The following is a 22,680-nucleotide window of genomic DNA, read 5'->3' as shown; positions in this document are numbered from 1 at the left end:
TATGAGGAGGATACTCATGAGTTTCTTAGAAAAACAAGACCCTAATATTCAAGCTGTTATCAACCAAGAGTTAGCACGCCAACGCGATAAATTAGAAATGATTGCTTCTGAAAATTTTGTTTCTCAAGCTGTAATGGAAGCTCAAGGTAGCGTATTGACTAACAAATATGCAGAAGGGTATCCTGGCAAACGCTATTATGGCGGTTGTGAAAATGTTGATGTTATTGAAACATTGGCTATCGAACGTGCAAAACGCCTGTTCGGTGCAGAACATGCTAATGTACAACCTCACTCTGGTTCTCAAGCAAACTTTGGCGTGTATTTCGCATTATTACAACCAGGTGATACTATTGTGGGTATGAACTTGTCCCACGGCGGTCATTTGACTCATGGTTCTCCAGTTAACGTATCTGGTACATATTTCAATGTAGTACCTTATGGTGTAGATGCTGAAACACAACAAATCGACTACGATGAGCTCCGTAAAATTGTATTGGAAGCAAAACCTAAGTTGATTATCGCTGGTGGTAGTGCTTATAGCCGTCAAATCGACTTTAAGAAAATGGCTGAAGTGGCACACGAAGTAGATGCTATTTTCATGGTAGATATGGCTCACTTTGCTGGACTTGTAGCAGCTGGTTTACATCCAAACCCTGTGGAATATGCAGATATCGTTACTACAACAACTCATAAAACATTGCGTGGCCCTCGTGGTGGTATGATTCTTTGCAAAGAAAAGTATGCTAAAGCAATCGATAAAGCCATCTTCCCTGGCATCCAAGGTGGTCCTTTGATGCATGTTATCGCTGCTAAAGCTGTAGCATTTGGTGAAGCTTTACAACCTGAGTTCAAAGTATATGCACAACAAGTTATCGACAATGCAAAAGCGTTGGCTGCAGCATTACAAGAAAAGGGCTTAACAATTGTTTCTGGCGGTACAGATACTCATGTTATGCTTGTAGATGTTCGTAATACTGGTTTAACTGGTAAAGAAGCTGAATACTTACTTGATGAAGTAGGTATTACATGTAATAAAAATACAATTCCATTTGATCCAGCTAGCCCATTTGTAACAAGCGGTATTCGTCTTGGTACGCCAGCTCTTACAACACGTGGTTTGCAAGTGAAAGATATGGAAGAAATTGCCGATATTATTGCAGTGGTTCTTAAAAATCCTGAGGATAAATCGGTCCATGAAGAAGCTAGTAAACGTGTTGCTGCACTTTGTGAAGCGTATCCATTGTACTAATCGATTGTATTAATATTAAATATATATTTATAGTCCTATAAGTTTATAGGTAGTGTAAAAGGGGTGTGCCATCGGCACATCCCTTTCAATATTTTTATGGCATGATTTTCTAATCTGTGATAGAGTAAATATGATAGTTAATCGCTAGAATGGGATATGTATATTGTTTTATAGGAGGACAGTCATGAAAGTTAATGTTATGACACATCCATTGATTCAACACAAAGTTACATTGATGCGTGACGTACAAACAGGCTCTAAAGATTTCAGAGAACTACTTGATGAAATTACTATGTTGATGGGGTATGAAATTACACGCAACTTACCACTTGAGGATGTGGAGGTAGAAACACCACTAACTAAAATGACTGGCAAACGAATTGCAGGTAAAAAACTGGGTATTATTCCAATTCTTCGCGCTGGTCTAGGTATGGTAAATGGTATGCTTAGTTTAATTCCAACTGCAAAAGTTGGTCATATTGGTTTGTACCGTGATCCTGAAACTTTGAAACCAGTAGAATACTACTGTAAACTACCATCTGACGTAGGGGAACGCGACTTCATCGTAACTGATCCAATGCTTGCTACTGGTGGTAGTGCAGCCGCAGCGATTACATTGCTAAAAGAAAAAGGTGCTAAACATATTAAATTAATGTGCTTAGTAGCTGCTCCTGAAGGGGTAGAAGCAGTAAATAAAGAACATCCTGATGTTCCTATTTATGTAGCAGCACTTGATGAAAAGCTTAATGATCATGGTTACATCTTGCCTGGCTTAGGGGATGCAGGTGACCGTATCTTCGGTACAAAATAAAATACAATAAAACGACATATTAGAATATAATAAGGGGTCATGACGACATATTATTAGATTTGAAATAATAACAAATTATCTAAGGCATATGTCGTTTTCTCTTATTTAGGGTTGAATAAAAATTACATAAGGTATACAATACAAGTGTAAAAGTATTTTTTTATTTTAGGTGGGACGGATTTTGTTCACATGGGACGAAAAACGATTCATGTAATCCCAACGGGTAAAGGAGGGACCCGATGAACGAATTTCTAATGATATGTGAACGTATTGTTCCTGAAATTGTTAGTGTATTGAAGGAGCGATACAAAATACTAAACCACCTTGTTTATGAAGAGCCTATAGGCCGTAGAACATTAGCTACCGCAACGGATCTTCCAGAGCGAACCGTACGAAGTCATATTGAGTTAATGCGTGCTAATGGTCTTGTAGACATTTATAAACCAGGGATTTTTCTCACTGATGAGGGACATGCAATTGTTCCGAAGTTACGAAATTTTTTAAATGAGCTAGATCGTATTAACGAGCTAGAACATCGATTGACTGAAGCACTTCATATCGATAGAGTTGTTATTACACCTACAGAAGGAACCTTGATGGTTAAAAAGTTAGGTTTTACAGCGGCAAAGTTATTGCAAGACCTATTGAAACCTAATGCAGTAGTAGCCATCAGTGGCGGTAGCACCATGGCAGCAATAGCTGAAGAAATGCCTATCTTACCTTTCAATCCTACTGTGGTACCAGCCCGTGGTGGCGTTGGTGAAGTAGTGGAATACCAAGCTAATGTAATTGCTTCGGTGCTTGCTGAACGACTAAGTGGTTCCTATAAGATGCTCCATTTACCTGATGGACTTTCACAAGACTCATTACATATGCTCATGACTTGTGAACCACAAATTAAAGAAATTGGAGACCTCATTAGTAGGACTGACGTACTATTATTTGGTATTGGTACTGCAATGCGTATGGCGGATCAGCGCCATATTGCCGATGATGTGCGTAAGCAGTTGGTAGATAATCATGCGGTAGGTGAAGCACTTGGTCAATATTGTGACATTGAGGGTAAGTTAATTTATTCTACCAATAATATTGGTTTATCACTTCCCGATGTAGTAAAGGTCCCCAATGTTATTGCTGTAGCTGGTGGACAAGAAAAAGCGAATGCTATTATAGGTGTGATGCGAGCTTGCCAGAAAGGGATACTTATCATTGATGAGCAAGCAGCCGAAGGTATGCGTCAATTGTTACAAATTTCTGCCTTATAGGCGAATTAGTAGTTATAAATTTTAGTTTGAATTTGGTTAGAATTTTTGTTATTAGGAGGATCTAACAATGGCAGTAAAAGTTGGTATTAACGGATTTGGTCGTATTGGTAAATGTGTAGTTCGCGCAGCGATTAATAATCCTGATGTGGATGTAGTGGCAATTAATGCAACTGGTGATAATGAAGGTACTGCATTATTGTTAAAATACGATTCCGTACACGGTACAATTCCTAATGAAGTAACATTTGATGAAGAAAATATCTACGTTGATGGTAAAAAAATCCGTGTATTCCATGACCGCGACGCTTCTAAATTACCTTGGTCTGAAGAAGGCGTAGAAATTGTTATGGAATGTACTGGTAAATACCGTGATGCAGAGGAAGCAAAGGTTCATTTGAATCAACCTACTGTAAAAAAAGTATTAATCTCTGCACCTGGTAAAAACGAAGACTTAACTATGGTTATGGGCGTTAACCAAGATATGTATGATCCTGCAAAACATCACATTATTTCCAATGCATCTTGTACAACAAATTGCTTTGCTCCATTTGCTAAAGTATTATGTGATGAATTCGGTATCAAACGCGGTATGATGACTACAATTCATTCCTACACAAATGACCAAAAGATTCTTGATGCACGTCATAAAGACCCTCGCCGTGCTCGTGCTGCAGCAATGTCCATCATTCCTACAACAACTGGTGCAGCGAAAGCTGTTGCTAAAGTATTGCCTCAATTAAAAGGTAAATTAGATGGTTTTGCATTGCGCGTTCCTACTCCAGACGTATCTGCTACAGATCTTGTTTGCGAACTTGAAAAACCGGCTACTAAAGAAGAAATCAACGAAGCATTCCGCAAAGCAGCAGCTGGTGAATTAAAAGGTATTCTTGGTGTATCTGATGTACCATTGGTATCCTGTGATTTCAGCTCTGATTCTCGTAGCTCCATTGTTGATGCTGATTTGACAATGGTTATGGATGGCAACATGGTAAAAGTTGTTTCTTGGTATGACAACGAATGGGGTTACTCCGAACGTCTTATCGACATGGCCGCATTTGTAGCAAGCAAAGGCTTATAATCAGGAGGCTTTGATGAAACAAACAATTGAAGGTTTACAAGTAGCTAATAAAACAGTATTTGTTCGTGTTGATTTTAATGTTCCTATGAAAGACGGTGTCATCACTGATGACACTCGTATTCGTAGTGCATTACCTACTATCAATTACTTAATCGAAAAAGGGGCAAAGGTTATCCTTGCTTCTCACTTTGGTCGTCCTAAAGGAGAACGCAAACCAGAAATGTCTTTGGCACCATGTGCTAAGCATTTATCCGAGCTTATCAACAAGCCTGTAGCATTCGTAGATGACTGCATTGGTCCTAAAGTTGAAGAAGCTGTAAAAGCATTACAATCTGGTGATGTATTGATGCTTGAAAATTTGCGTTACCACAATGAAGAAACTAAAAATGACCCTGAGTTTGCTAAGCAATTGGCATCTCTTGCAGATGTTGCTATCAATGATGCGTTTGGTGTATCTCACCGTAATGCGGCATCTGTAGTCGGTATTGCTGATTATATCCCTATGGCAGCAGGTTTCTTGCTCAAAAAAGAAATTGACGCATTAAGTGCAGCTATAGTACATCCCAAAACACCTATGGCAGCTATTATTGGTGGCGCGAAAGTTACAGATAAAATCTCCGTTATTTCTAACTTATTGCCTAAAGTTGATGTAATGATCATCGGCGGTGGTATGGCTAATGCGTTCATTAAAGCGCAAGGTTGCAATATTGGTAGCTCCTTATTTGAAGAAGGTCAAGAAGTTATCGCTACAGACCTTGTTATGGAAGCTCGTGTAGCAGGTGCTAAATTACTAACACCTATTGATGCTGTAGTAGCAGATGCTTTCAGCAACGATGCTAATACTAAAATCGTTGATGTTGATCAAATCGAAGATGGCTGGATGATATTAGATATTGGGCCTAAAACCCGCGAACTTTATGTAGAAGCATTGGCGCCAATGAAGACTATTATTTGGAATGGTCCTATGGGCGTATTTGAAATGGAAAACTTTGCAGCTGGTACAAATGCAGTAGCGAAAGCTGTAGCTGAATCTGATGCGATGACTATCGTTGGTGGTGGCGACTCTGTAGCAGCCATTGAAAAAAGTGGTTTAGCAGATAAAATTAGCCACATCTCCACAGGTGGCGGTGCATCTTTAGAATTCTTAGAAGGCAAAATCCTACCGGGTATTGCTGCATTGTCCGAGGCATAATATGAGAAAACCCATTATTGCAGGGAATTGGAAAATGAATGGCACCATTGCATCTGGATCAATTCTGATCGAAGCGTTTAACAGCGTGTTACAAGATATGGAATTGTCCTGTGATGTAGTTGTATGTCCGCCTTTTACAGCTATCGAACGTGCTGTAGTATTGACGAAAAATACAGCTATTGAAGTAGGTGCACAAACTATGGATTATCATGATGCTGGTGCGTTTACTGGTGAGATTTCACCACTTATGCTTACAGAAGTAGGCGTTAATTATGTAATCATCGGTCACTCTGAGCGCCGTGAATATTATGGCGAAACAGATGAGACCGTTAATGCAAAAATTAAAAGTGCATTTCATCATAATTTGAATCCTATTGTCTGTGTTGGTGAAAGTTTAGAACATCGTGAAACGGGTCATACACTTGACTGGATTACGTCTCAACTAAAAGGGGCTTTGTCTGATATTCCGAAAGAACAAGTCAGTCAATTGATCATTGCGTACGAACCAATTTGGGCTATCGGTACGGGCAAGACAGCAACGGCTGATCAAGCTGAAGAGGTATGCAAAGAAATCCGCAATTACATTCAATCTTTATATGATAATGAAACTGCCGATGCAGTACGCATCCAGTATGGTGGTAGCGTTAAATCAGAAAATGCACTAGAAATCCTTGGAGAGCCTAATATTGACGGTGCTCTCGTAGGTGGTGCATCACTTGTGGTCGATGAATTTATTGATATTATTAAAGCTGCAAACCAAGTAAGCGCTTAATATGAGGTTACAAATGGCTAAATTAGAGGCTCCCGTAATGCTAGTCATCCTAGATGGCTTTGGCTTGGGGGATAAATCAGACACAACCAATGCTGTAGTACAGGCGAAGCCGCTCTGTTTTAATCGATTATGGGATATGTATCCACATACAACATTAGAAGCATCAGGGCTTGCGGTAGGTCTTCCAGAAGGTCAAATGGGAAATTCTGAAGTTGGCCATTTAAATCTTGGCTCTGGTCGCATAGTGTATCAAGATTTGACTCGTATTACTAAAGATGTCGAGTCTGGTGAGTTTTATAATCGCCCTGTTATGAAGGAACTATACGAAGTAGCTAAGAAGCAAAGCTTACATCTTATAGGCCTAGTTTCAGATGGCAATGTGCATTGCTCCTTAGACCATATTAAGGCAGTCATCAAGGGGGCTCATGATAATGGAATCGAGCATGTGTATGTTCATGCTTTGCTCGATGGTCGTGATGTAGCTCCACAATGTGCACAAGGCTATTTAAAGGACTTAGAAACGTATATGGCTGATTTAAATTGTGGCAAAATTGCTACAGTTAGTGGTCGCTATTATGCAATGGACCGCGATAATCGTTGGGACCGCGTTGAATTGGCATATAATGCCATTGTGCATGGTCAAGGCGAAAAGGCTACATCTGCATGTGAAGCGGTGCAACAGTCCTATGATAGAGATGCGACAGACGAGTTTGTACTTCCTACGGTGATTGATGCTGCAGGGACTATCAAAGAAGGAGATGCGGTTATATTCTGTAATTTCCGCCCAGACCGTGGTCGTGAACTTACAAAGGCACTAGTGTTACCTGATTTTGATGGCTTTAAACGGGAGCCACTATCTATATATATGGCAACTATGACAAAATACGAGGATGGTTTGCCCGTACATATTGTGTATGAAAAGGATACATTATCTGAAACATTAGGTGAAGTTCTAAGTGCAGGTGGTTATCGCCAATTGCGCATCGCAGAAACAGAAAAGTATGCTCATGTTACATATTTCTTCAATGGCGGTGAAGAGGAACCCTTTGAAGGTGAGGATCGCATTCTCGTAAAATCCCCTCAAGTGGCGACCTATGATTTACAACCAGAAATGAGTGCTTATGAAGTGACCGATAAGGTTGTACAAGCGATACAAGATGAAACATATGACATGATTATCTTGAATTTTGCAAATCCAGATATGGTTGGTCATACTGGTAGCTTTGAAGCTGCCGTTAAAGCGGTTCAAGCAGTAGATACTTGTTTAGGTCGTATCGTGGAGGCTATTCGTAGCAAGAAAGGTCATCTGTTAGTTACAGCAGATCATGGTAATGCAGAGCTTATGGTTAATCATGAAACAGGTAAGGTACATACGGCACATACAACGAACTTGGTTCCTTTAATTTTAATGAGCGACAGTTTAAAAACAGCTACATTAGAAGCTGGTAAATTATGTGACATTGCTCCTACATTATTAGACTTAGCTGGGATAAAACAACCAAAAGCTATGACAGGTCATAGCTTGGTACATAAAGCATAATATGGAGCTTTCACTATATTAGTAGTTAATTAGAGTTATAAGCCTATAAGGTTTAGCTCAATATATATATAATGGCTGTCAGATGGCAGTTATTCCATTAGATTATATGAGGTGAAGAAATGGCAGTAATTGAACAAGTCATTGCAAGAGAGATTTTAGATTCCCGCGGTAATCCAACAGTTGAAGTTGAAGTATGTTTAGAAGATGGCACTATTGCTACAGCAGCTGTTCCATCTGGTGCATCCACAGGTATGTTTGAAGCCGTAGAATTACGGGATGGAGATAAATCCCGTTATTCCGGTAAAGGTGTTTTAAAAGCTATCGATAATGTAAATGCTAAAATCGGTCCTGCACTTATCGGTTATGATGCGACAGAACAAGTGGCAATCGATAACTTAATGTTGCAATTGGATGGTACCGATAATAAATCTAACCTTGGTGCAAATGCAATCCTTGGTGTATCCATGGCAGTAGCTCGTGCTGCAGCTGAATCTTTGGACTTGCCATTATTTGTATACCTTGGTGGCTTTAATGCAAAAGAGTTGCCAGTTCCTATGATGAACATCTTGAACGGTGGCGCACATGCTGATAATAACGTAGACATTCAAGAATTTATGATCATGCCTGTAGGCGCTAAATCTTTTGCAGAAGCTCTTCGTAGCTGTGCAGAAGTATACCATACTTTGAAATCCGTACTTCACAATAAAGGCCTTAGTACTGCAGTAGGTGATGAAGGTGGTTTCGCACCTAACTTATCATCTAATGAAGAAGCATTAGAAGTAATCTGTGAAGCTATTAAAGCTGCTGGTTATGAACCAGGAAAAGATTTCAAATTGGCACTTGATTCTGCATCTTCTGAATTCTACGAAGGTGGTAAATATAACCTTGCTGGGGAAGGTAAAGTTAAAACAGCAGCTGAAATGGTAGATTTTTACGAATACCTAGTAGGCAAATATCCAATCATATCCATCGAAGATGGCCTTGCAGAAGAAGATTGGGAAGGCTGGAAATTGTTGACAGACCGCCTTGGTGACCGCGTACAACTTGTTGGTGATGATTTATTTGTAACTAACACAAAACGTTTGGCTCGTGGTATTGAGCTTGGTGTAGGTAATTCCATTCTTGTAAAAGTTAACCAAATCGGTACTCTCACTGAAGCTTTCGATGCTATGGAACTTGCTAAACGTGCTGGTTACACTTGCGTAGTATCTCACCGCTCTGGTGAAACTGAAGATACATTCATTGCTGATATTGCTGTAGCTGTAAATGCTGGTCAAATTAAGACTGGTGCACCGGCTCGTTCTGAACGTGTAGCAAAATATAATCAATTACTTCGCATTGAAGAAATGTTATACGAAACAGCTCAATATAAAGGTAATGACGTTTTTTATAACTTAAAATAAGATACGTTATATCTAATAGTCCAATAAGGGCGCCCTTTGGGGCGCCTTTTTTGTATGTCTAAAAAAAGAAAAGTTTTCGCTTCGTGGATTTTTAAAAATAAAAGAGGGATTTAGAGGCTGATGTCGAAACCTATAACGCCATACGCTAGTGTGAGGTAAAAACATACCGCAAGGTATTGGAGGTGACCATGTATGTAGACGTAACATTAGACGATATTATCTTGTATGCTTTAGAACACCATGTAAGTGATATCCACTTTGATCCCGTTGAAAGTGGTGCTCATGTTCGGTTGCGACAAGATGGACTGCTGCAACATTACATGACTGTATCATTTGAAGAAGCTGAACTCATTATCAACCGTATTAAGGTTTGTAGCTCTCTAGATATTAGCGAGAAGCGTTTACCACAAGATGGGCGTTGGTCTTGGAGTCATAAAAATAAGTCTGTAACGATGCGTGTATCTACATTGCCTAGCCTATACGGAGAAACCTTAGTATGTCGCCTTATGGGAAATGAAGGGAGTCATAAAGACTTAAAAGAATTAGGCATGCAGCTGGATATCTTTGAGCACATTGAACAATTATTAAAACGTCCTTATGGATTATTACTTATCTGTGGACCTACAGGCAGTGGTAAGACAGCTACTTTATATGCCATGCTTCGCATGTTAAATTTAGACGAAACTAAGCTTATCTGTCTTGAAGATCCTGTAGAAGCTGAAATTAAAGGGGCTATACAAATTGGTATTAATGAAAAGATTGGATTTACCTTTGCCAAAGGTCTTCGCTCTGTATTACGGCAAGATCCAGATACGATTATGATTGGTGAAATTAGGGATAAGGAGACCGCAGAGTTAGCCGTTAAGTCTGCTTTAACGGGGCATCGCGTATTATCTACTATACATACCAATACAGCTATAGGCGTTGTAACGCGACTCATGGATATGGGCGTAGAGCCGTACTTAATACGGGCTACTTTAATGGGGGCTATTGCACAACGGCTAGTACGAAAATTTGATGGTACATCATATCAGGGACGGACTGCTCTATTTGAATACTTAGAAATACCAGCTAATTCGGTTCATTGGGACGAATTGGAAACACATTTATTATTGTCATTAGAAGAGTCTGCTCGTAAGGCCGTATCTCAGCATGTTACATCTATAGAGGAGGTGCATCGTTGTGGACTCATGCTGTAAACGTGAAAGTTTAGAAACTATTGTAGAAAATGCAATACAACTATCATCAACAGATATTCATCTACAATGTGGTCAGCCTATCTATTTGCGACATGGTGATGGATTAAAGGCTACTTCATTTATGTGTACTACAGAATTAATCGAGGATATATTGCGCCGTTGCGGTATAGCATCCTATGAATGGCAGTCTCTTGATGAGGCTTGTTCCTGTTGTGGTGTGCGTATTCGTGTTCATCTATATCGAGCTAATCAGACCATATGTGGTACATTGCGATTGCTCTGTCATCAACAACTCAAATTAGATGATAACAGTGAAGGTCAGTTATTACAAAAGCTATGCGAAGCACATGATGGTCTATTGCTTGTTTGTGGTCCTACTGGCAGTGGTAAAAGTTTTACCTTAGCTTGTTGTATTGATTATATTAATCAGACTATGGAGCGCCACATTATTACCTTAGAGGACCCCATTGAATTTGAGTTTGCACCTAAGAAGTCTTTGATCCATCAACGACAATTAGGTGCTGATATTAATACTATGTCAGATGGTATTCGAGATGCTTTACGAGAGGATCCGGATGTCATTATGGTAGGCGAACTTCGAGATCGAGAAACCCTTGAAGCGGCACTTCATGCGGCAGAGACTGGTCACCTTGTAATGGCAACTATGCATACACAGCGTGCAGTGATGGCGGTTCACCGCATGATTTCTCTATTTCCTGGGGAGCAACAAGAAGAGATACGCAATCAAATATCTCAAGTGTTACGGGCCGTTATATGTCAGCGTTTACTTCGATGGAATAAAAAGTTCATTACTATTCGTGATATTTTGCTAAATACCCATGCAGTAGCAAATTTGATACGGACCCGTAAGGAACCACAAATCATATCTATTCAAGAAACGCAACTACCGATGAAAACATTAGAAATGGCTGTGCGAGATGTAAAGGCACAATATGGAGCCCAACAACAATTGCATACCTTGCTTGATCAACAATTATCGTAGGTGAATATATGGAGGCTTATGAATATGTCGTAAAAAATAATCAAAATGAAACAGAAAAAGGTTTGATGTGGGGGGATTCAGAACAAGAAATTGCAATACGGTTAAAACGAGATGGTTATAGAATTTATAGAATATCGTTGCAGGATGAAAGAAAGAAACATAAATGGAATCATACTATGGTGGTAGATGTGACTTATCAATTAGGTCTACTCATTGAATCTGGTGTTCCATTACGGCGAGCCTTACAGTTGCTCTGCCAGGGGAAACGAGTACTACTCTATACAGCTTTATATGAATCTATAGAGCGTGGTCAGACTTTATCACAGGCTTTACGAAGTGAAGGATGTCCTCCTATTGCTTTGGCTTTACTAGAAAGTGGTGAAGCAGCGGGCACTTTGGGTGAGAGTTTACAATATATATCCCGCCACTATGATTGGGAGAGGCAGCTGAAACAAAAGGTTATGAGTGCTATTTCTTACCCTTTATTTCTTCTTTTAATGATGAATATATTTTTTCTAGTTACCATTTTGTTTATTATTCCTTCGTTTGAAAAGGTATTTACCACTATGCATATTACATTACCTTTGATGACGCGAGCTCTTTTTGCATTAGGACAAGGGTTAAAATCGCATCCTCTAATGGTAATAGCTATTCATTGTGTTGTAATAGGTTCCTTAGCATTTGCTTATAAACAGCATAGTATAAAGTGTAAAGTACATCGTTGGCTTTGGCTGTTGGCTCACCGATACCAATGGAGTACTTGTGTGTATTATACAAGTATGTTAAAAGTTTGGGCTCTCTTACTAGATTCTGGTATTTCTATCATTCAAACCATGAATATCACTCGCCCTTTGTGGGGGAATATATATGGTGTTGAATGTAGTAAACAAGTGGAAGCAAGATTATTATCAGGACATTCACTGGAAGAAAGTTTACGTAGTGGTCAGATAGGAAACGCTTTTATATGGCAAATGGTGTCCATTGGAGAAGAGAGTGGTGAATTAGTAAAAATGTTAAACCACTGTGGCTACTACTATGAATCTATACTTTCAAAATATATTGCTCGTTTAGAACGATTATTGGAACCAATTTTACTAACCATAATGGGAATCGGTGTAGCCGTATTAGTTGTATCTGTTATGTACCCCTTATTTACGTCCATTGCCAACTTAGGAGGGTAATAGACAATGTTATTACTTAACTATTAAAAGGAGAATATTATGAAGTCTGTTATGCATATGATTCATGGAGTGAATCATCGATTAGAAATGTGCGGTCAATGGGTCGTAGATCGACTACATATTTCTCGTGTTCGAGAAGGGTTTAAAAAATCGAGAAAAGGCGGATTTACTCTCGTTGAATTAATGGTTGTAGTAGCGGTTATCGCTATATTAGCAGCTATTGCGATGCCACAATTCTTATCTGCAGCGGATAAAGCTCGAAACGCTAAAGAAACAGCAGATATTCAAATTATTAAAAATGCCACTCAATTGTATATGATTGATAAGAATGTCGACACACCTCCAACAGTAGAAAATCTATATAAGGAAGGATATCTTACTGAACATGTTAAGACTGCAAAAGGAAAAGAATACACTATTACTTATGAAGTTGTCAGTGGTGGGACTTCAAAATCTGTTGTTGTTAAAGCACCTAATGAGCCTTAATTAACTTGTATAGATTATGAATTATATACATTAGTTATATGAAAGGATAAGGTATGAAAGGGACTAATTATGTAATAGGACTTTTTGTATATATAGCATCTATATTGTTACCTATTATAGTTTCATCAAAAGCAATATCTTATACTCACATTGCTTTGTATGCTGTGTTTTCACTCATCATCATAGCAGGTGCTACCATCGATATGCATTACTATATATTGCCTGATGAAGGGGCATTGGCTCTTGTAATAGGTGGCATTATATATAGCTATATAAATGATCAATCTATGTTAGTAACCTTATTAAGTGTTATCAGCGTAGGTACTATTACATATGGACTTCGTTTGATTAGCCATAAAGGCTTTGGCATAGGCGATATTAAATGGTTTTCTGCTATTGCAATATGGCTTACTCCATGGGAAATTATATGTTTCTTTTACGTAACTTTTTGTGTTGGTTCTCTCTATCTCTTACTCACCGGTTATCGTAATCGATATATCCCATTTGGTCCCTTTCTATGCTTTGGCGGATGGTGTGCCTTACATGGTGGTTCCTATATGGAGGTGCTTTATCAATGGTTAAGGTGCAACTTATAAATCGTCAAAGTGGATCTTTATTGGCGGAATGGATTATTACTATTGGTTTAATCTTATTGCTCATTTCTATTGCCTTACCTATTGTGACAACACCTAGTCGTTATACTTTAAATGGTGCTACGCAAGAGGTGGCGTATATGCTCAAGAAAGTTCAACTGTGGTCTATGTTAGGGCATAAATCTAATGGTAAAGGGAGAATGCTTTTTATTTTAAATAAGGACAGTTATACCTTAGAGGAAGATGTTAATCATCATACGGTAAACATATCATTACCGCAAAATATTGAGAATGAACGGTCTATGACAATTATTTCTTTTTCAGCCTTGGGCTTACCCTATGATGGGACAGAAATTATTTTGAAAGATCGTGAAAGTGGTGAGAAAAATCGTATATGGATATCTGTACAAACGGGGCGAATTAGATGGGAAGAAGTGCACTGAAGGATTTATGTATGGTGACGCTTTAATATCAGCCGCTATAATCATGTTCATTTTACCGGTTGTATTATCTATTTTTTGGATGGCTACTCTTACGGTATATAGGGCGTATTATTGGGATCATATATTGCAAGATACCATAACGTATTTAGAAGTGGCTAAAGCTTCTTATTATAAGAATGGAGCAATAGAAACTGGTGTATATAATTCTCAATTTACAATGAGTCCCAGTGAAAAAATTACCTATAAAATACATATAAAGCCTGTAGTGATAGAAGGTGTATCTTTACAACGATTAACAGTAGATGCCATGGATAATCAATCTGTTGTCTACTCTCTATCAGTTGATTTGGAGGGGATACATTGAACGGCGAGGATATAGAAAAAGTAATTAGAAAGGACAAAGAATATAAGAAGAATCCTATAGCAAATAAGAATAAAAATAATAACAAGAAAAATAATAGTAAGAATAGAAATAATAAGGGATTTATTTTATATTCTACGCTCATTAGCATGACGATTTCTGTCATAGTTCTTACTATATTGTTAGGCATTGTATTCTATGCAGTTATGTGGGATGCTAAATTACTGGATAGTGTAGCTATGATGGAGGATGGTCGATATACAAGACGTATGGTTGTGGCTCAAATGATATGGAACCCTGTGAAGGTTACTGTAGAAGATCATAATAAAAGTTTATATATTCACGATACAAAACGTACAACCTTAACAGTACAACGTCATGCATTATACAGAAAATTAACAGATGGTAGCTTGCAACCTGTCAGTGGTAGTCGCATCGTGGGGATGACCGATAAACGAAATGTGGGCTATACCCAAGAAAACCCTTTTAGTGTAGATACTAATGGGACCGTGTATTTACGTTGGTATATTAATAATCGTTTTGTTAATGATAGAAAATATACAAGTGGTTATGGAGGACTATCCATATATGAGGTCTCTATTGGACAGAGTGCTATTTATGATTGGTATACAAGTAAAGAGGAGACTGGTTATGAACGTAGGAGCCCATAACGAGGGCTTTATTACATATATAGCGATACTTACAATGTCCTTTTTATTATTATTAGCTTTTATGGGGCTGCGTATAGGACAAATATGTGAAAGTAATGTAGTAGATGAATTGCATTTGGAAGAAGCTCATTACGCGGCACAAAGAGGTGCTCATTGGTTTGTGGGCTATTGTAAATTAGGAAATGTATGGGACTTTCAAAATAAATTAGTTGTGATAAATGATGAAAATGTAGAGATTACTATTGAAGCGGATAGCTCAACAGAAAATCCGCGTCATATTATGAGTTATGGAAAACTAAAGAATAGTGAAATCGTGAGTCGTGTACATATGTATGTGACTGTAGATAAAGAAAAACATATGCATGTTATAAAGGTAAAACCTTATTGAGGTGATTCTATGAAACGAAAAAAGAAAATACATTCTGGAGTATGTATAACTGATGAACATATTGTATGTGTTACAGCCCATATAGAAAATAAAACAATGGTCATTACTGATGCGTTAGAAATGAAGCGTACAGGACCTATTGATGAAGATGTTACAAAATTTATAGAAACTTATGATTTAGATGAAGGGGCCTATAGTATTGTTGCTAATATTGATACACAAATGCATGTGGCACCCTATGACCCTCACGATTTTGATATGAAGGAGTTTATAAAGTGGAATATAGAGGACTACTTTAGTTTTGAGGGTGATAGTTTCCAAATGGATGCTTGTCGCCGGGAATATCCACGACACAATTATCATATGTTTATGGTGGCTGTAGATCGACATTCTCTAGAACTTTTGAAGCAAGGTATACGAGATACGTATGCACCTGTTGATGTTATTGATTTTTGGCCTATTCCTATTTGTTATTGCTTGATGCGGCGCAGCGGTACTGTAACAGGTGTTGTAGAAGAAGGCGCCATGCATTTATGGCTTTGGTGGAATGATATATGCATTCAAGAGTGTATTGTACCTATTACTGGTAGCGATGTAGCTGAAGCCATGGATAAGTTAAAAGTGAGATTACAAGACTTTGGTATAGATGAGATACAGGGGATTCGGATGTATGGGTTAGAATCTATAACAAATGAAGAACGGACAGATATGGAAGGTATAATTTCCATATATGGAGAAACTGAATATATTCCATTATTATTCTTAGGTCGTGGTCGTAATCGTTGCAAGCAAGGACAATTAGATTGGGACATGGCTATTGGCATGGCAGCAAGGGGGCTGAAATGGATTGGATTGGGCTGGTAAGAATAGATGTATTAATTTAATGACACGATCCTTACGATGGCATAGTTTATGGCATACCTATCGATACTTTCTTTACGGGATAAGTTTTATATACGTTATAGTAGGGTTTGTTACCCTATATAGTTGTTGGTCAAGTTATCGTAGCTATGAAAATCGAAAGATAGACTTTGTGCGATTGCAAGCAAATGCTCAGTATCAAGAAATACATCAACAATATGGTGAATTAATGGAAATAAGAAATAAAATAATAAAGAATAAAATCCTTAAGAATCAAACAGATATATTACCCAATACAATGGTCGTATATATTCTTGATGCCGCTATGGCAGAACATATTAGTTTACAGCATCTTAGCGTTAAGGAAGGCCGTATCAGTATGGATGGTATAGGCATGAGTGACGAAGTATGTCGTAAATTTATTGCTATTCTCCAACAAAAATTACTAGGGATTGAGTGTCATGGAACAGTTAAAGCAGATAAAGGTGTTTATACATTCCATATGGACGGATCTAAAAGAGAGCACAACGTATCAGGTCAAGAGAATATTAGTGAGCCTAGTGTTGTGGGCGATGCTCATTAGCCTTTCTATGTATGGGCATATCTATTTTGAAGAAAAAAATAATAGCTTAAAAAATCAACAAGAAAATTATATTATACAAATGAATGCTGAGTCAGATTATATAGAGTCTAATGAAGCAAAACTATTAGAATCTTTTACACGGAACAAGACATCTAATACGAGTTCTAATACAAATATTTTTGATTCCTTGCAAGGAGAACCATTAATGATTGTCAGTACTGATGAGCATGAAGGTATACTAGAATTAACAGTATTAGGTAGTACAGAGCGTATGATTAACTGGATAAATACTGTTGAAGAAAAGGATCCTTCACGCCGTATAGAAATAGAAGATATAGAACGTAAAGGTAATGTAGTTTATGCGCATTGTGCAATTAAATCGATTATAAAACCTTAATGAAAATCGGATGTACTGTATAGAGACAGATTATAGATTTTATGTCTATAGTCTGTCTTTGTTTTTGGACCATTTTATAGTACAATGAAGGATATGTAATGATAAGGGGCACATAATAGATGATAATAAAACGGAATATTATGCTCATCGGTTCTATGGGAAGTGGCAAAAGTCACTTTGGACGGAACCTTGCAGAACGCAAGGGTTGGCAATTTGTAGATACCGATCGCGTATTAGAAAGTCGTTTTGGGTTGCCCATTGCTGAGATTTTTAAAAAGATAGGAGAAAAAGCATTCCGCCGCGCCGAAATGGATGTACTAAAAAAGGTTTGCTTATACCATGAAGCAGTGATTTCTGTGGGTGGGAATTTTCCTATTGAACATCGCACCTTAAAGGTATTAAAAAAATATTCCTATATTATTGGTATCCGAGCTGCACAATTCCGTATTGTCAGTCGCGTGAATCGCCGTGTTGGGAAACGGCCTACCATGGACTATAGTAATGTGAATGCCTTTGTACATGCTATGATACAATCGTGGAAGCCCGTGTATAAGCAGTGCGATTTTGTACTAGATACAACAAATGGCCGGACCTATGATTTTATACAGCGTATTGAGGATGAATTAGATGCCTCAGATGTGCAATTTAAAGCAAGACGTCAACCCAATGATACAAACGATGTAGATGCTAAAGAAGCAGCTGAAGATATACAATTTAATAATCAACAAAGAAGGAAAAAAGAGATTTCTGAAGCAGTATCAAAAAGAGCAATGTCTAATAAAATTCGTTATGATAAGAGGTATAAACAAAAGACTTCTAATCAAACGAATAAAAAAGGTAAAGCACATAGTATATCCAAACAACGTACACCACAAGGGGGTAATGGATATGAGAAGAATCGCAATACTAACAAGCGGCGGAGACGCACCTGGAATGAACGCCGCCATAAGAGCGTTAACTAGAAAAGCTATACATGAAGGCTTTGAAGTGTTTGGTATTGAGCGTGGCTATTTAGGTATTATTGAGGAAAAAATATTTCCTTTATCGAATCGAGACGTTGGTGGCATCATAACACAAGGTGGCACGATGCTGAAAACGGCTCGTTTTCCAGAATTTCAAAATGAAGAAATTCAACGCAAAGCTTATGATATTTTGAAAGCTTATGACATCGACCATCTAGTCGTTATCGGTGGTGATGGCTCCATGCGTGGTGCTGCAAGTTTATCTAAACTTGGTATGTCTACTATGACCATTCCATGTACGATTGATAATGACATGGGTGGCACACAATATACGATAGGCTATGATACGGCTCTCAATACGGTAGTTGATGCGGTTGGACGTATTCGTGATACATCAAACTCCCATGAACGTGTAGCCATTGTAGAGGTAATGGGGCGCAAAGCTGGACATATTGCATTAAAGGCAGGCCTAGCTTGTGGGGCAGAAATAGTTTTGGTTCCGGAAAATCCAATGTCTTTACATGCGGTTTGTCGTCATTTAAAGGAAACACAAATTCGGGGTAAAGAATATAGTGTTATCCTCGTTGCAGAAGGTGCCTATAACAGCGGTGAGGTGAAAGCTTTTATCAAGGAGCATACAGAATTTGATCCTAGCCTAACTGTGTTAGGCTACTTACAACGTGGCGGTGGTCCATCGGCATTTGATGCTATTTTAGCGGCTCGCATGAGTGAAGTCTGTATTAATCTATTGATGAGTGGTGTCGCTAACCGATTAGTGGGCTATATAGATGGTCATATCCGTGCGCTATCTTATGAAGAGGCAGAACGTCTTGAATTTCCAATCGATGAGAAGGATTATAGATTATTGTCAATATTGAGTAGTTAATGGCCCGTAAGGGCCATTTTTTATATATCATAATTTATTCATTAATGAAATTATATTGCGTAAAAGCAATTGGTGCTGTATAATTTAAAAATACTATATGTGTTGATATAGAATAAATGTCTTTTTAATATATCTTCATCTTAAAAAAAGGAGATCATAATGAAAGAGTTCTTACAAAAGCATCGTAAACGCATAGTGACTGGTGCTGTTGTTCTTTGTGTTCTTGGTGGCGGCACATATTACTACATGGATAGTCTAAATGCAAATCAAGCACAAACGTTATACACTACTGGCAAGGTTGAAAAGGGTGATGTAAAAACTAGTATCAGTGCCACAGGTACTATTAACCCTGTAAATTATGTAGATGTTTCTACAAATGTTGCTGGTAAACTTGAAAAAGTTTTAGTTAAAGAGAATGATCAAGTTACGGCCGGTCAAGTTATCGCTTATATTGATACACGTCAATTACAAGCATCTGTTGATGATGCTCGTGCGGCGTTAGCCAAAGCAGAACTTGATATGAATCGTTATAAATCTTTGGCGGCTCAAGATGCTATTGCACAACAAACATATGATGATTCTGTAACATCTTATGAACGTGCTAAATCTACTTATGAACGTGCGGCTGCAGATTTAAGTGATGCTACTATTACAGCTCCAATGTCTGGTACTGTTGTTGGTACACCGCTAAAAGCCGGTCAAACTATTAGTACTGGAATTTCCACACAAATGATCATTGCTACCATTGCAGATTTAAAAAATTTAGAGATTTATCTTACTGTAGACGAAACCGATATTGGCAATATTAAACAAGGTGCTAAGGTAGAGTTTACTGTAGATTCTAAGCCAGGTGAAACTTTCACAGGTTACGTTTCTGAAATTGCAAAAGGTACAAAGGGTAATATGGGCACTACAAGTAGTAGTGTTGTGTACTATACTGTTAAGGTTCAAATTCCTGAAAATATTGCAGGTAATTTCTTACCAACTATGACGGCTCGTGCCACAATCTTTGGTGAAGATATTAAAAATACATTGGTAGTTCCTCTTACTGCTGTACGTACGGACAAACAAGGTGAGTATGTATATGTTATAAAAGATGGTCAACCAGTACGAACCGCTGTCTCTACAGGTGTAACTGGGGATACTAATGTTCAAATCTTAAAAGGTTTATCTGAAGGTGATGAAATTATCGTAAGTGGTGATGTGAATGCACCAAAAAATAATGTAGCTGGACCATTCTAAGGGTAGGTGCTTATGAACCAAACAGTAATTGACATACAAGGGATTACAAAAACCTATGTGAATGGCAAATTATCAGTACCTGTTCTGCATGGCATTGATTTAGTTGTCAATAAGGGTGAATTTGTATCCATTATGGGGCCATCTGGATCTGGTAAATCAACCTTTATGAATATTCTCGGATGTTTGGACCGACCTACAACTGGTTCTTATCGACTCAATGGAGACGAGGTTGCTACCTTATCTGATGATGAACTTGCGTATGTACGTAACAAACAGATAGGTTTTGTATTTCAAAGCTTTAATTTGTTGACAAAATTGACAGCCCTAGAAAATGTAGCGCTTCCTATGATTTATGCCGGTGTAAATAAAAAGATGCGCATTGAACGGGCCACTCAATTATTACAGTCTGTCGGCTTGGGCGAGCGTATGGACCATTTGCCATCCGAGTTGTCTGGTGGGCAACGTCAACGCGTGGCGATTGCTCGTGCATTGGCAAATAATCCTGCTATTATCATGGCTGATGAACCGACAGGGAATCTTGACTCCAAGTCAACCATTGACGTTATGAACATCTTTCGAGGCCTTCATGATGAAGGCCGTACGATTCTTCTAGTTACACATGAACCGGATATTGCTACGTACGCGAGTCGTAATGTAGTCTTGAAAGATGGGATAATCGTAGAGGATTCGATCAATTCTAATATGACTCCTATAAAGGAGGTGCCTAATGTATAAAGAAAGTTTTCTAATGGCATGGGCTTCCTTGATTGCTAATAAATTGCGCTCCCTCTTGACCATGTTAGGTATCATTATCGGTGTAGCAGCTGTTATTGCCTTGGTATCTATCGGTAATGGGGTGAAGCAAGATATTGAGAATTCTATTTCTAGCTTAGGCTCTAACTTGTTGGTAGTTCTGCCAGGGGCGCCGCGGACGCCAGGTGCTAGATCTTCGCAGGGGTCCATGAAATCGTTGAAAATATCTGACTATGAAGCTATTGCTAAGTTAGAAGGTGTAAAAGCCGCCAGTCCTATGACAAATGGCTCTTATGTGGTGATTTATCAAAATAAAAACTGGACTACATCTGTTGCGGGGGTTAATTCTAACTTTCAGGACGTAAATAATTGGACTATGACATCTGGTCGATTTTTCTCCGATAAAAATGTTCAGAACCGAGAACGTGTAGCGGTTGTGGGACAAACGGTAGTAAAAAATTTGTTTGCTGATGAAGATCCTGTAGGCAAGGAAATCCGTGTTAAAAATATTCCATTCCGTGTCATTGGTGTTCTCAAAAGTAAAGGGAACGGAACCATGGGTAATGACCAAGACGATACGGTGTTAATTCCATATACAACATCAATGGAGCGCGTAGAGGGCATTGACTATCTTCGCAGGGTGTATGTTGTGGCTAAGGATGATGGGGGCATTGACCGTTTGCAGGCAGATATAGAGAATTTGTTGCGTGTTCGTCATAATATAAAAGATACAAATTTGGATGATTTTAATATTCAAAATATGAAATCTATTATGGAAACAGTGGCTCAGACGACGGGAACATTTACGTTATTCCTAGGGGCTGTAGCTGCGATTTCACTCGTTGTAGGTGGTATTGGTATTATGAACATCATGCTTGTATCTGTAACGGAACGGACTCGAGAAATTGGCGTGCGTAAAGCTTTGGGGGCTACGTATAGCGTAATTGTTACACAATTCTTAATAGAAGCTGTTGTAATAAGTTTGATGGGGGGCTTTATTGGTATTGCTTTCGGTATAGGAGCCTCAAAAGTAATCGGAATGGTATCTGGAATGAGTACAATTGTATCTGTTCCAACAATCATAATGTCCTTTGCTTTTTCCATGGCTATTGGTTTGATTTTTGGTATATACCCAGCCCGTAAAGCGGCTAAGCTCAATCCAATCGATGCATTGCATTATGAATAGTTTTGAATTTATAAATGTGTTTTCTTAAGAACATACCATATAATTAGATAGAGTTATTCGCATATGGTGCGTTGCATGATACAATATGTATGATGTAACGCACCATTTTTATATGTTTGTATTGAATTTTGACATATAACTATAAAGATTTTCATACAGGTAATGTAATAGACTT

General features: G+C 38.3%; 25 protein-coding genes. All 25 read left to right on the top strand.

The genetic code is table 11. The features are described from left to right. Positions 1–16: 16 nt before the first annotated feature. On the top strand, positions 17–1,249 hold the full coding sequence (glyA, locus tag HMPREF0874_RS02440) for a serine hydroxymethyltransferase (RefSeq protein ID WP_039964998.1): 1,233 nt from the start codon (positions 17–19) through the stop codon (positions 1,247–1,249). A 184-nt stretch (positions 1,250–1,433) separates the two neighbouring features. Then, the gene (gene upp, locus HMPREF0874_RS02435) at positions 1,434–2,060 is read left to right on the top strand and encodes a uracil phosphoribosyltransferase (protein WP_008601199.1); all 627 of its coding nucleotides are present in this window, start codon (positions 1,434–1,436) and stop codon (positions 2,058–2,060) included. A gap of 239 nt (positions 2,061–2,299) precedes the next feature. Then, positions 2,300–3,325 (top strand): sugar-binding transcriptional regulator, encoded by a 1,026-nt coding sequence (locus HMPREF0874_RS02430; protein ID WP_008601197.1) that lies wholly within the window; start codon positions 2,300–2,302, stop codon positions 3,323–3,325. A 67-nt stretch (positions 3,326–3,392) separates the two neighbouring features. Then, the gene (gap, locus tag HMPREF0874_RS02425; RefSeq protein ID WP_008601195.1) at positions 3,393–4,403 is read left to right on the top strand and encodes a type I glyceraldehyde-3-phosphate dehydrogenase; all 1,011 of its coding nucleotides are present in this window, start codon (positions 3,393–3,395) and stop codon (positions 4,401–4,403) included. A 13-nt stretch (positions 4,404–4,416) separates the two neighbouring features. Continuing rightward, complete coding sequence (pgk, locus tag HMPREF0874_RS02420; protein ID WP_039964996.1) at positions 4,417–5,595, top strand: phosphoglycerate kinase; 1,179 nt, start codon at positions 4,417–4,419, stop codon at positions 5,593–5,595. A 1-nt stretch (position 5,596) separates the two neighbouring features. Next, positions 5,597–6,367 (top strand): triose-phosphate isomerase, encoded by a 771-nt coding sequence (tpiA, locus tag HMPREF0874_RS02415; RefSeq protein WP_039964995.1) that lies wholly within the window; start codon positions 5,597–5,599, stop codon positions 6,365–6,367. A gap of 13 nt (positions 6,368–6,380) precedes the next feature. Next, the gene (gene gpmI, locus HMPREF0874_RS02410; RefSeq protein WP_039964993.1) at positions 6,381–7,907 is read left to right on the top strand and encodes a 2,3-bisphosphoglycerate-independent phosphoglycerate mutase; all 1,527 of its coding nucleotides are present in this window, start codon (positions 6,381–6,383) and stop codon (positions 7,905–7,907) included. Positions 7,908–8,026: 119 nt separating this feature from the next. Further along, positions 8,027–9,310, top strand: coding sequence for a phosphopyruvate hydratase (gene eno, locus HMPREF0874_RS02405; protein WP_008601191.1), 1,284 nt, complete (start codon positions 8,027–8,029; stop codon positions 9,308–9,310). Positions 9,311–9,498: 188 nt separating this feature from the next. Then, positions 9,499–10,509, top strand: coding sequence for a GspE/PulE family protein (locus tag HMPREF0874_RS02400; protein ID WP_039964992.1), 1,011 nt, complete (start codon positions 9,499–9,501; stop codon positions 10,507–10,509). Then, a complete protein-coding gene (locus HMPREF0874_RS02395) occupies positions 10,493–11,512 on the top strand; it encodes a type IV pilus twitching motility protein PilT (RefSeq protein WP_008601186.1) in 1,020 nt (339 codons plus the stop codon). The genes HMPREF0874_RS02400 and HMPREF0874_RS02395 overlap by 17 nt, the downstream gene beginning before the upstream one ends. A gap of 8 nt (positions 11,513–11,520) precedes the next feature. Then, on the top strand, positions 11,521–12,693 hold the full coding sequence (locus tag HMPREF0874_RS02390; RefSeq protein ID WP_008601184.1) for a type II secretion system F family protein: 1,173 nt from the start codon (positions 11,521–11,523) through the stop codon (positions 12,691–12,693). A gap of 39 nt (positions 12,694–12,732) precedes the next feature. Then, positions 12,733–13,179, top strand: a complete 447-nt coding sequence (locus HMPREF0874_RS02385; RefSeq protein WP_004697182.1) for a competence type IV pilus major pilin ComGC — start codon at positions 12,733–12,735, stop codon at positions 13,177–13,179. 53 nt (positions 13,180–13,232) lie between these two features. Then, a complete protein-coding gene (locus HMPREF0874_RS02380) occupies positions 13,233–13,775 on the top strand; it encodes an A24 family peptidase (RefSeq protein ID WP_008601179.1) in 543 nt (180 codons plus the stop codon). After that, positions 13,754–14,215, top strand: coding sequence for a hypothetical protein (locus HMPREF0874_RS02375; RefSeq protein ID WP_024061885.1), 462 nt, complete (start codon positions 13,754–13,756; stop codon positions 14,213–14,215). The genes HMPREF0874_RS02380 and HMPREF0874_RS02375 overlap by 22 nt, the downstream gene beginning before the upstream one ends. Positions 14,216–14,222: 7 nt before the next feature. After that, positions 14,223–14,579, top strand: coding sequence for a hypothetical protein (locus HMPREF0874_RS02370; RefSeq protein ID WP_039964991.1), 357 nt, complete (start codon positions 14,223–14,225; stop codon positions 14,577–14,579). Beyond that, positions 14,576–15,247, top strand: coding sequence for a hypothetical protein (locus tag HMPREF0874_RS02365; protein WP_008601174.1), 672 nt, complete (start codon positions 14,576–14,578; stop codon positions 15,245–15,247). Before HMPREF0874_RS02370 ends, HMPREF0874_RS02365 begins: the two co-directional genes overlap by 4 nt. Further along, the gene (locus HMPREF0874_RS02360) at positions 15,228–15,635 is read left to right on the top strand and encodes a hypothetical protein (RefSeq protein WP_039964990.1); all 408 of its coding nucleotides are present in this window, start codon (positions 15,228–15,230) and stop codon (positions 15,633–15,635) included. The genes HMPREF0874_RS02365 and HMPREF0874_RS02360 overlap by 20 nt, the downstream gene beginning before the upstream one ends. A gap of 9 nt (positions 15,636–15,644) precedes the next feature. Then, positions 15,645–16,499 carry a hypothetical protein gene (locus HMPREF0874_RS02355; protein WP_008601170.1) on the top strand — a complete coding sequence of 285 codons (855 nt, stop codon included), beginning with the start codon at positions 15,645–15,647 and terminating at the stop codon, positions 16,497–16,499. 169 nt (positions 16,500–16,668) lie between these two features. Next, entirely contained in the window at positions 16,669–17,079 is a 411-nt protein-coding gene (locus HMPREF0874_RS02350) for a fimbrial assembly protein (protein WP_232197500.1), read from the top strand. Next, positions 17,048–17,476 (top strand): hypothetical protein, encoded by a 429-nt coding sequence (locus tag HMPREF0874_RS10105; RefSeq protein WP_008601166.1) that lies wholly within the window; start codon positions 17,048–17,050, stop codon positions 17,474–17,476. Before HMPREF0874_RS02350 ends, HMPREF0874_RS10105 begins: the two co-directional genes overlap by 32 nt. A gap of 119 nt (positions 17,477–17,595) precedes the next feature. Further along, the gene (locus tag HMPREF0874_RS02340; protein WP_039964989.1) at positions 17,596–18,438 is read left to right on the top strand and encodes a shikimate kinase; all 843 of its coding nucleotides are present in this window, start codon (positions 17,596–17,598) and stop codon (positions 18,436–18,438) included. Beyond that, a complete protein-coding gene (locus HMPREF0874_RS02335; RefSeq protein WP_039964987.1) occupies positions 18,410–19,324 on the top strand; it encodes an ATP-dependent 6-phosphofructokinase in 915 nt (304 codons plus the stop codon). The genes HMPREF0874_RS02340 and HMPREF0874_RS02335 overlap by 29 nt, the downstream gene beginning before the upstream one ends. Positions 19,325–19,483: 159 nt before the next feature. Further along, on the top strand, positions 19,484–20,566 hold the full coding sequence (locus tag HMPREF0874_RS02330) for an efflux RND transporter periplasmic adaptor subunit (protein WP_004696124.1): 1,083 nt from the start codon (positions 19,484–19,486) through the stop codon (positions 20,564–20,566). A gap of 12 nt (positions 20,567–20,578) precedes the next feature. Then, on the top strand, positions 20,579–21,301 hold the full coding sequence (locus HMPREF0874_RS02325) for an ABC transporter ATP-binding protein (protein WP_004696122.1): 723 nt from the start codon (positions 20,579–20,581) through the stop codon (positions 21,299–21,301). Continuing rightward, positions 21,294–22,505, top strand: coding sequence for an ABC transporter permease (locus HMPREF0874_RS02320; RefSeq protein ID WP_021148250.1), 1,212 nt, complete (start codon positions 21,294–21,296; stop codon positions 22,503–22,505). Before HMPREF0874_RS02325 ends, HMPREF0874_RS02320 begins: the two co-directional genes overlap by 8 nt. Positions 22,506–22,680: the final 175 nt, after the last annotated feature.

The organism is Veillonella sp. 6_1_27 (assembly GCF_000163735.1).
Lineage (GTDB): Bacteria > Bacillota > Negativicutes > Veillonellales > Veillonellaceae > Veillonella > Veillonella parvula_A.
This window is presented reverse-complemented; position numbering and strand designations above follow the sequence as displayed.

Excerpts from the sequence above, each read along its gene's own strand:
- HMPREF0874_RS02320 (WP_021148250.1), top strand. The coding sequence starts at position 21,294 with ATGTATAAAGAAAGTTTTCTAATGGCATGGGCTTCCTTGATTGCTAAT.
- pgk (WP_039964996.1), top strand. The coding sequence starts at position 4,417 with ATGAAACAAACAATTGAAGGTTTACAAGTAGCTAATAAAACAGTATTT.
- HMPREF0874_RS02340 (WP_039964989.1), top strand. The coding sequence starts at position 17,596 with ATGATAATAAAACGGAATATTATGCTCATCGGTTCTATGGGAAGTGGC.
- HMPREF0874_RS02335 (WP_039964987.1), top strand. The coding sequence starts at position 18,410 with ATGAACGCCGCCATAAGAGCGTTAACTAGAAAAGCTATACATGAAGGC.
- upp (WP_008601199.1), top strand. The coding sequence starts at position 1,434 with ATGAAAGTTAATGTTATGACACATCCATTGATTCAACACAAAGTTACA.
- HMPREF0874_RS02385 (WP_004697182.1), top strand. The coding sequence starts at position 12,733 with ATGAAGTCTGTTATGCATATGATTCATGGAGTGAATCATCGATTAGAA.
- HMPREF0874_RS02325 (WP_004696122.1), top strand. The coding sequence starts at position 20,579 with ATGAACCAAACAGTAATTGACATACAAGGGATTACAAAAACCTATGTG.
- HMPREF0874_RS02380 (WP_008601179.1), top strand. The coding sequence starts at position 13,233 with ATGAAAGGGACTAATTATGTAATAGGACTTTTTGTATATATAGCATCT.
- tpiA (WP_039964995.1), top strand. The coding sequence starts at position 5,597 with ATGAGAAAACCCATTATTGCAGGGAATTGGAAAATGAATGGCACCATT.
- HMPREF0874_RS02400 (WP_039964992.1), top strand. The coding sequence starts at position 9,499 with ATGTATGTAGACGTAACATTAGACGATATTATCTTGTATGCTTTAGAA.
- gap (WP_008601195.1), top strand. The coding sequence starts at position 3,393 with ATGGCAGTAAAAGTTGGTATTAACGGATTTGGTCGTATTGGTAAATGT.
- HMPREF0874_RS02330 (WP_004696124.1), top strand. The coding sequence starts at position 19,484 with ATGAAAGAGTTCTTACAAAAGCATCGTAAACGCATAGTGACTGGTGCT.
- HMPREF0874_RS02355 (WP_008601170.1), top strand. The coding sequence starts at position 15,645 with ATGAAACGAAAAAAGAAAATACATTCTGGAGTATGTATAACTGATGAA.
- HMPREF0874_RS02375 (WP_024061885.1), top strand. The coding sequence starts at position 13,754 with ATGGTTAAGGTGCAACTTATAAATCGTCAAAGTGGATCTTTATTGGCG.
- HMPREF0874_RS02430 (WP_008601197.1), top strand. The coding sequence starts at position 2,300 with ATGAACGAATTTCTAATGATATGTGAACGTATTGTTCCTGAAATTGTT.
- HMPREF0874_RS02370 (WP_039964991.1), top strand. The coding sequence starts at position 14,223 with ATGTATGGTGACGCTTTAATATCAGCCGCTATAATCATGTTCATTTTA.
- HMPREF0874_RS02360 (WP_039964990.1), top strand. The coding sequence starts at position 15,228 with ATGAACGTAGGAGCCCATAACGAGGGCTTTATTACATATATAGCGATA.
- gpmI (WP_039964993.1), top strand. The coding sequence starts at position 6,381 with ATGGCTAAATTAGAGGCTCCCGTAATGCTAGTCATCCTAGATGGCTTT.
- glyA (WP_039964998.1), top strand. The coding sequence starts at position 17 with ATGAGTTTCTTAGAAAAACAAGACCCTAATATTCAAGCTGTTATCAAC.
- eno (WP_008601191.1), top strand. The coding sequence starts at position 8,027 with ATGGCAGTAATTGAACAAGTCATTGCAAGAGAGATTTTAGATTCCCGC.
- HMPREF0874_RS02390 (WP_008601184.1), top strand. The coding sequence starts at position 11,521 with ATGGAGGCTTATGAATATGTCGTAAAAAATAATCAAAATGAAACAGAA.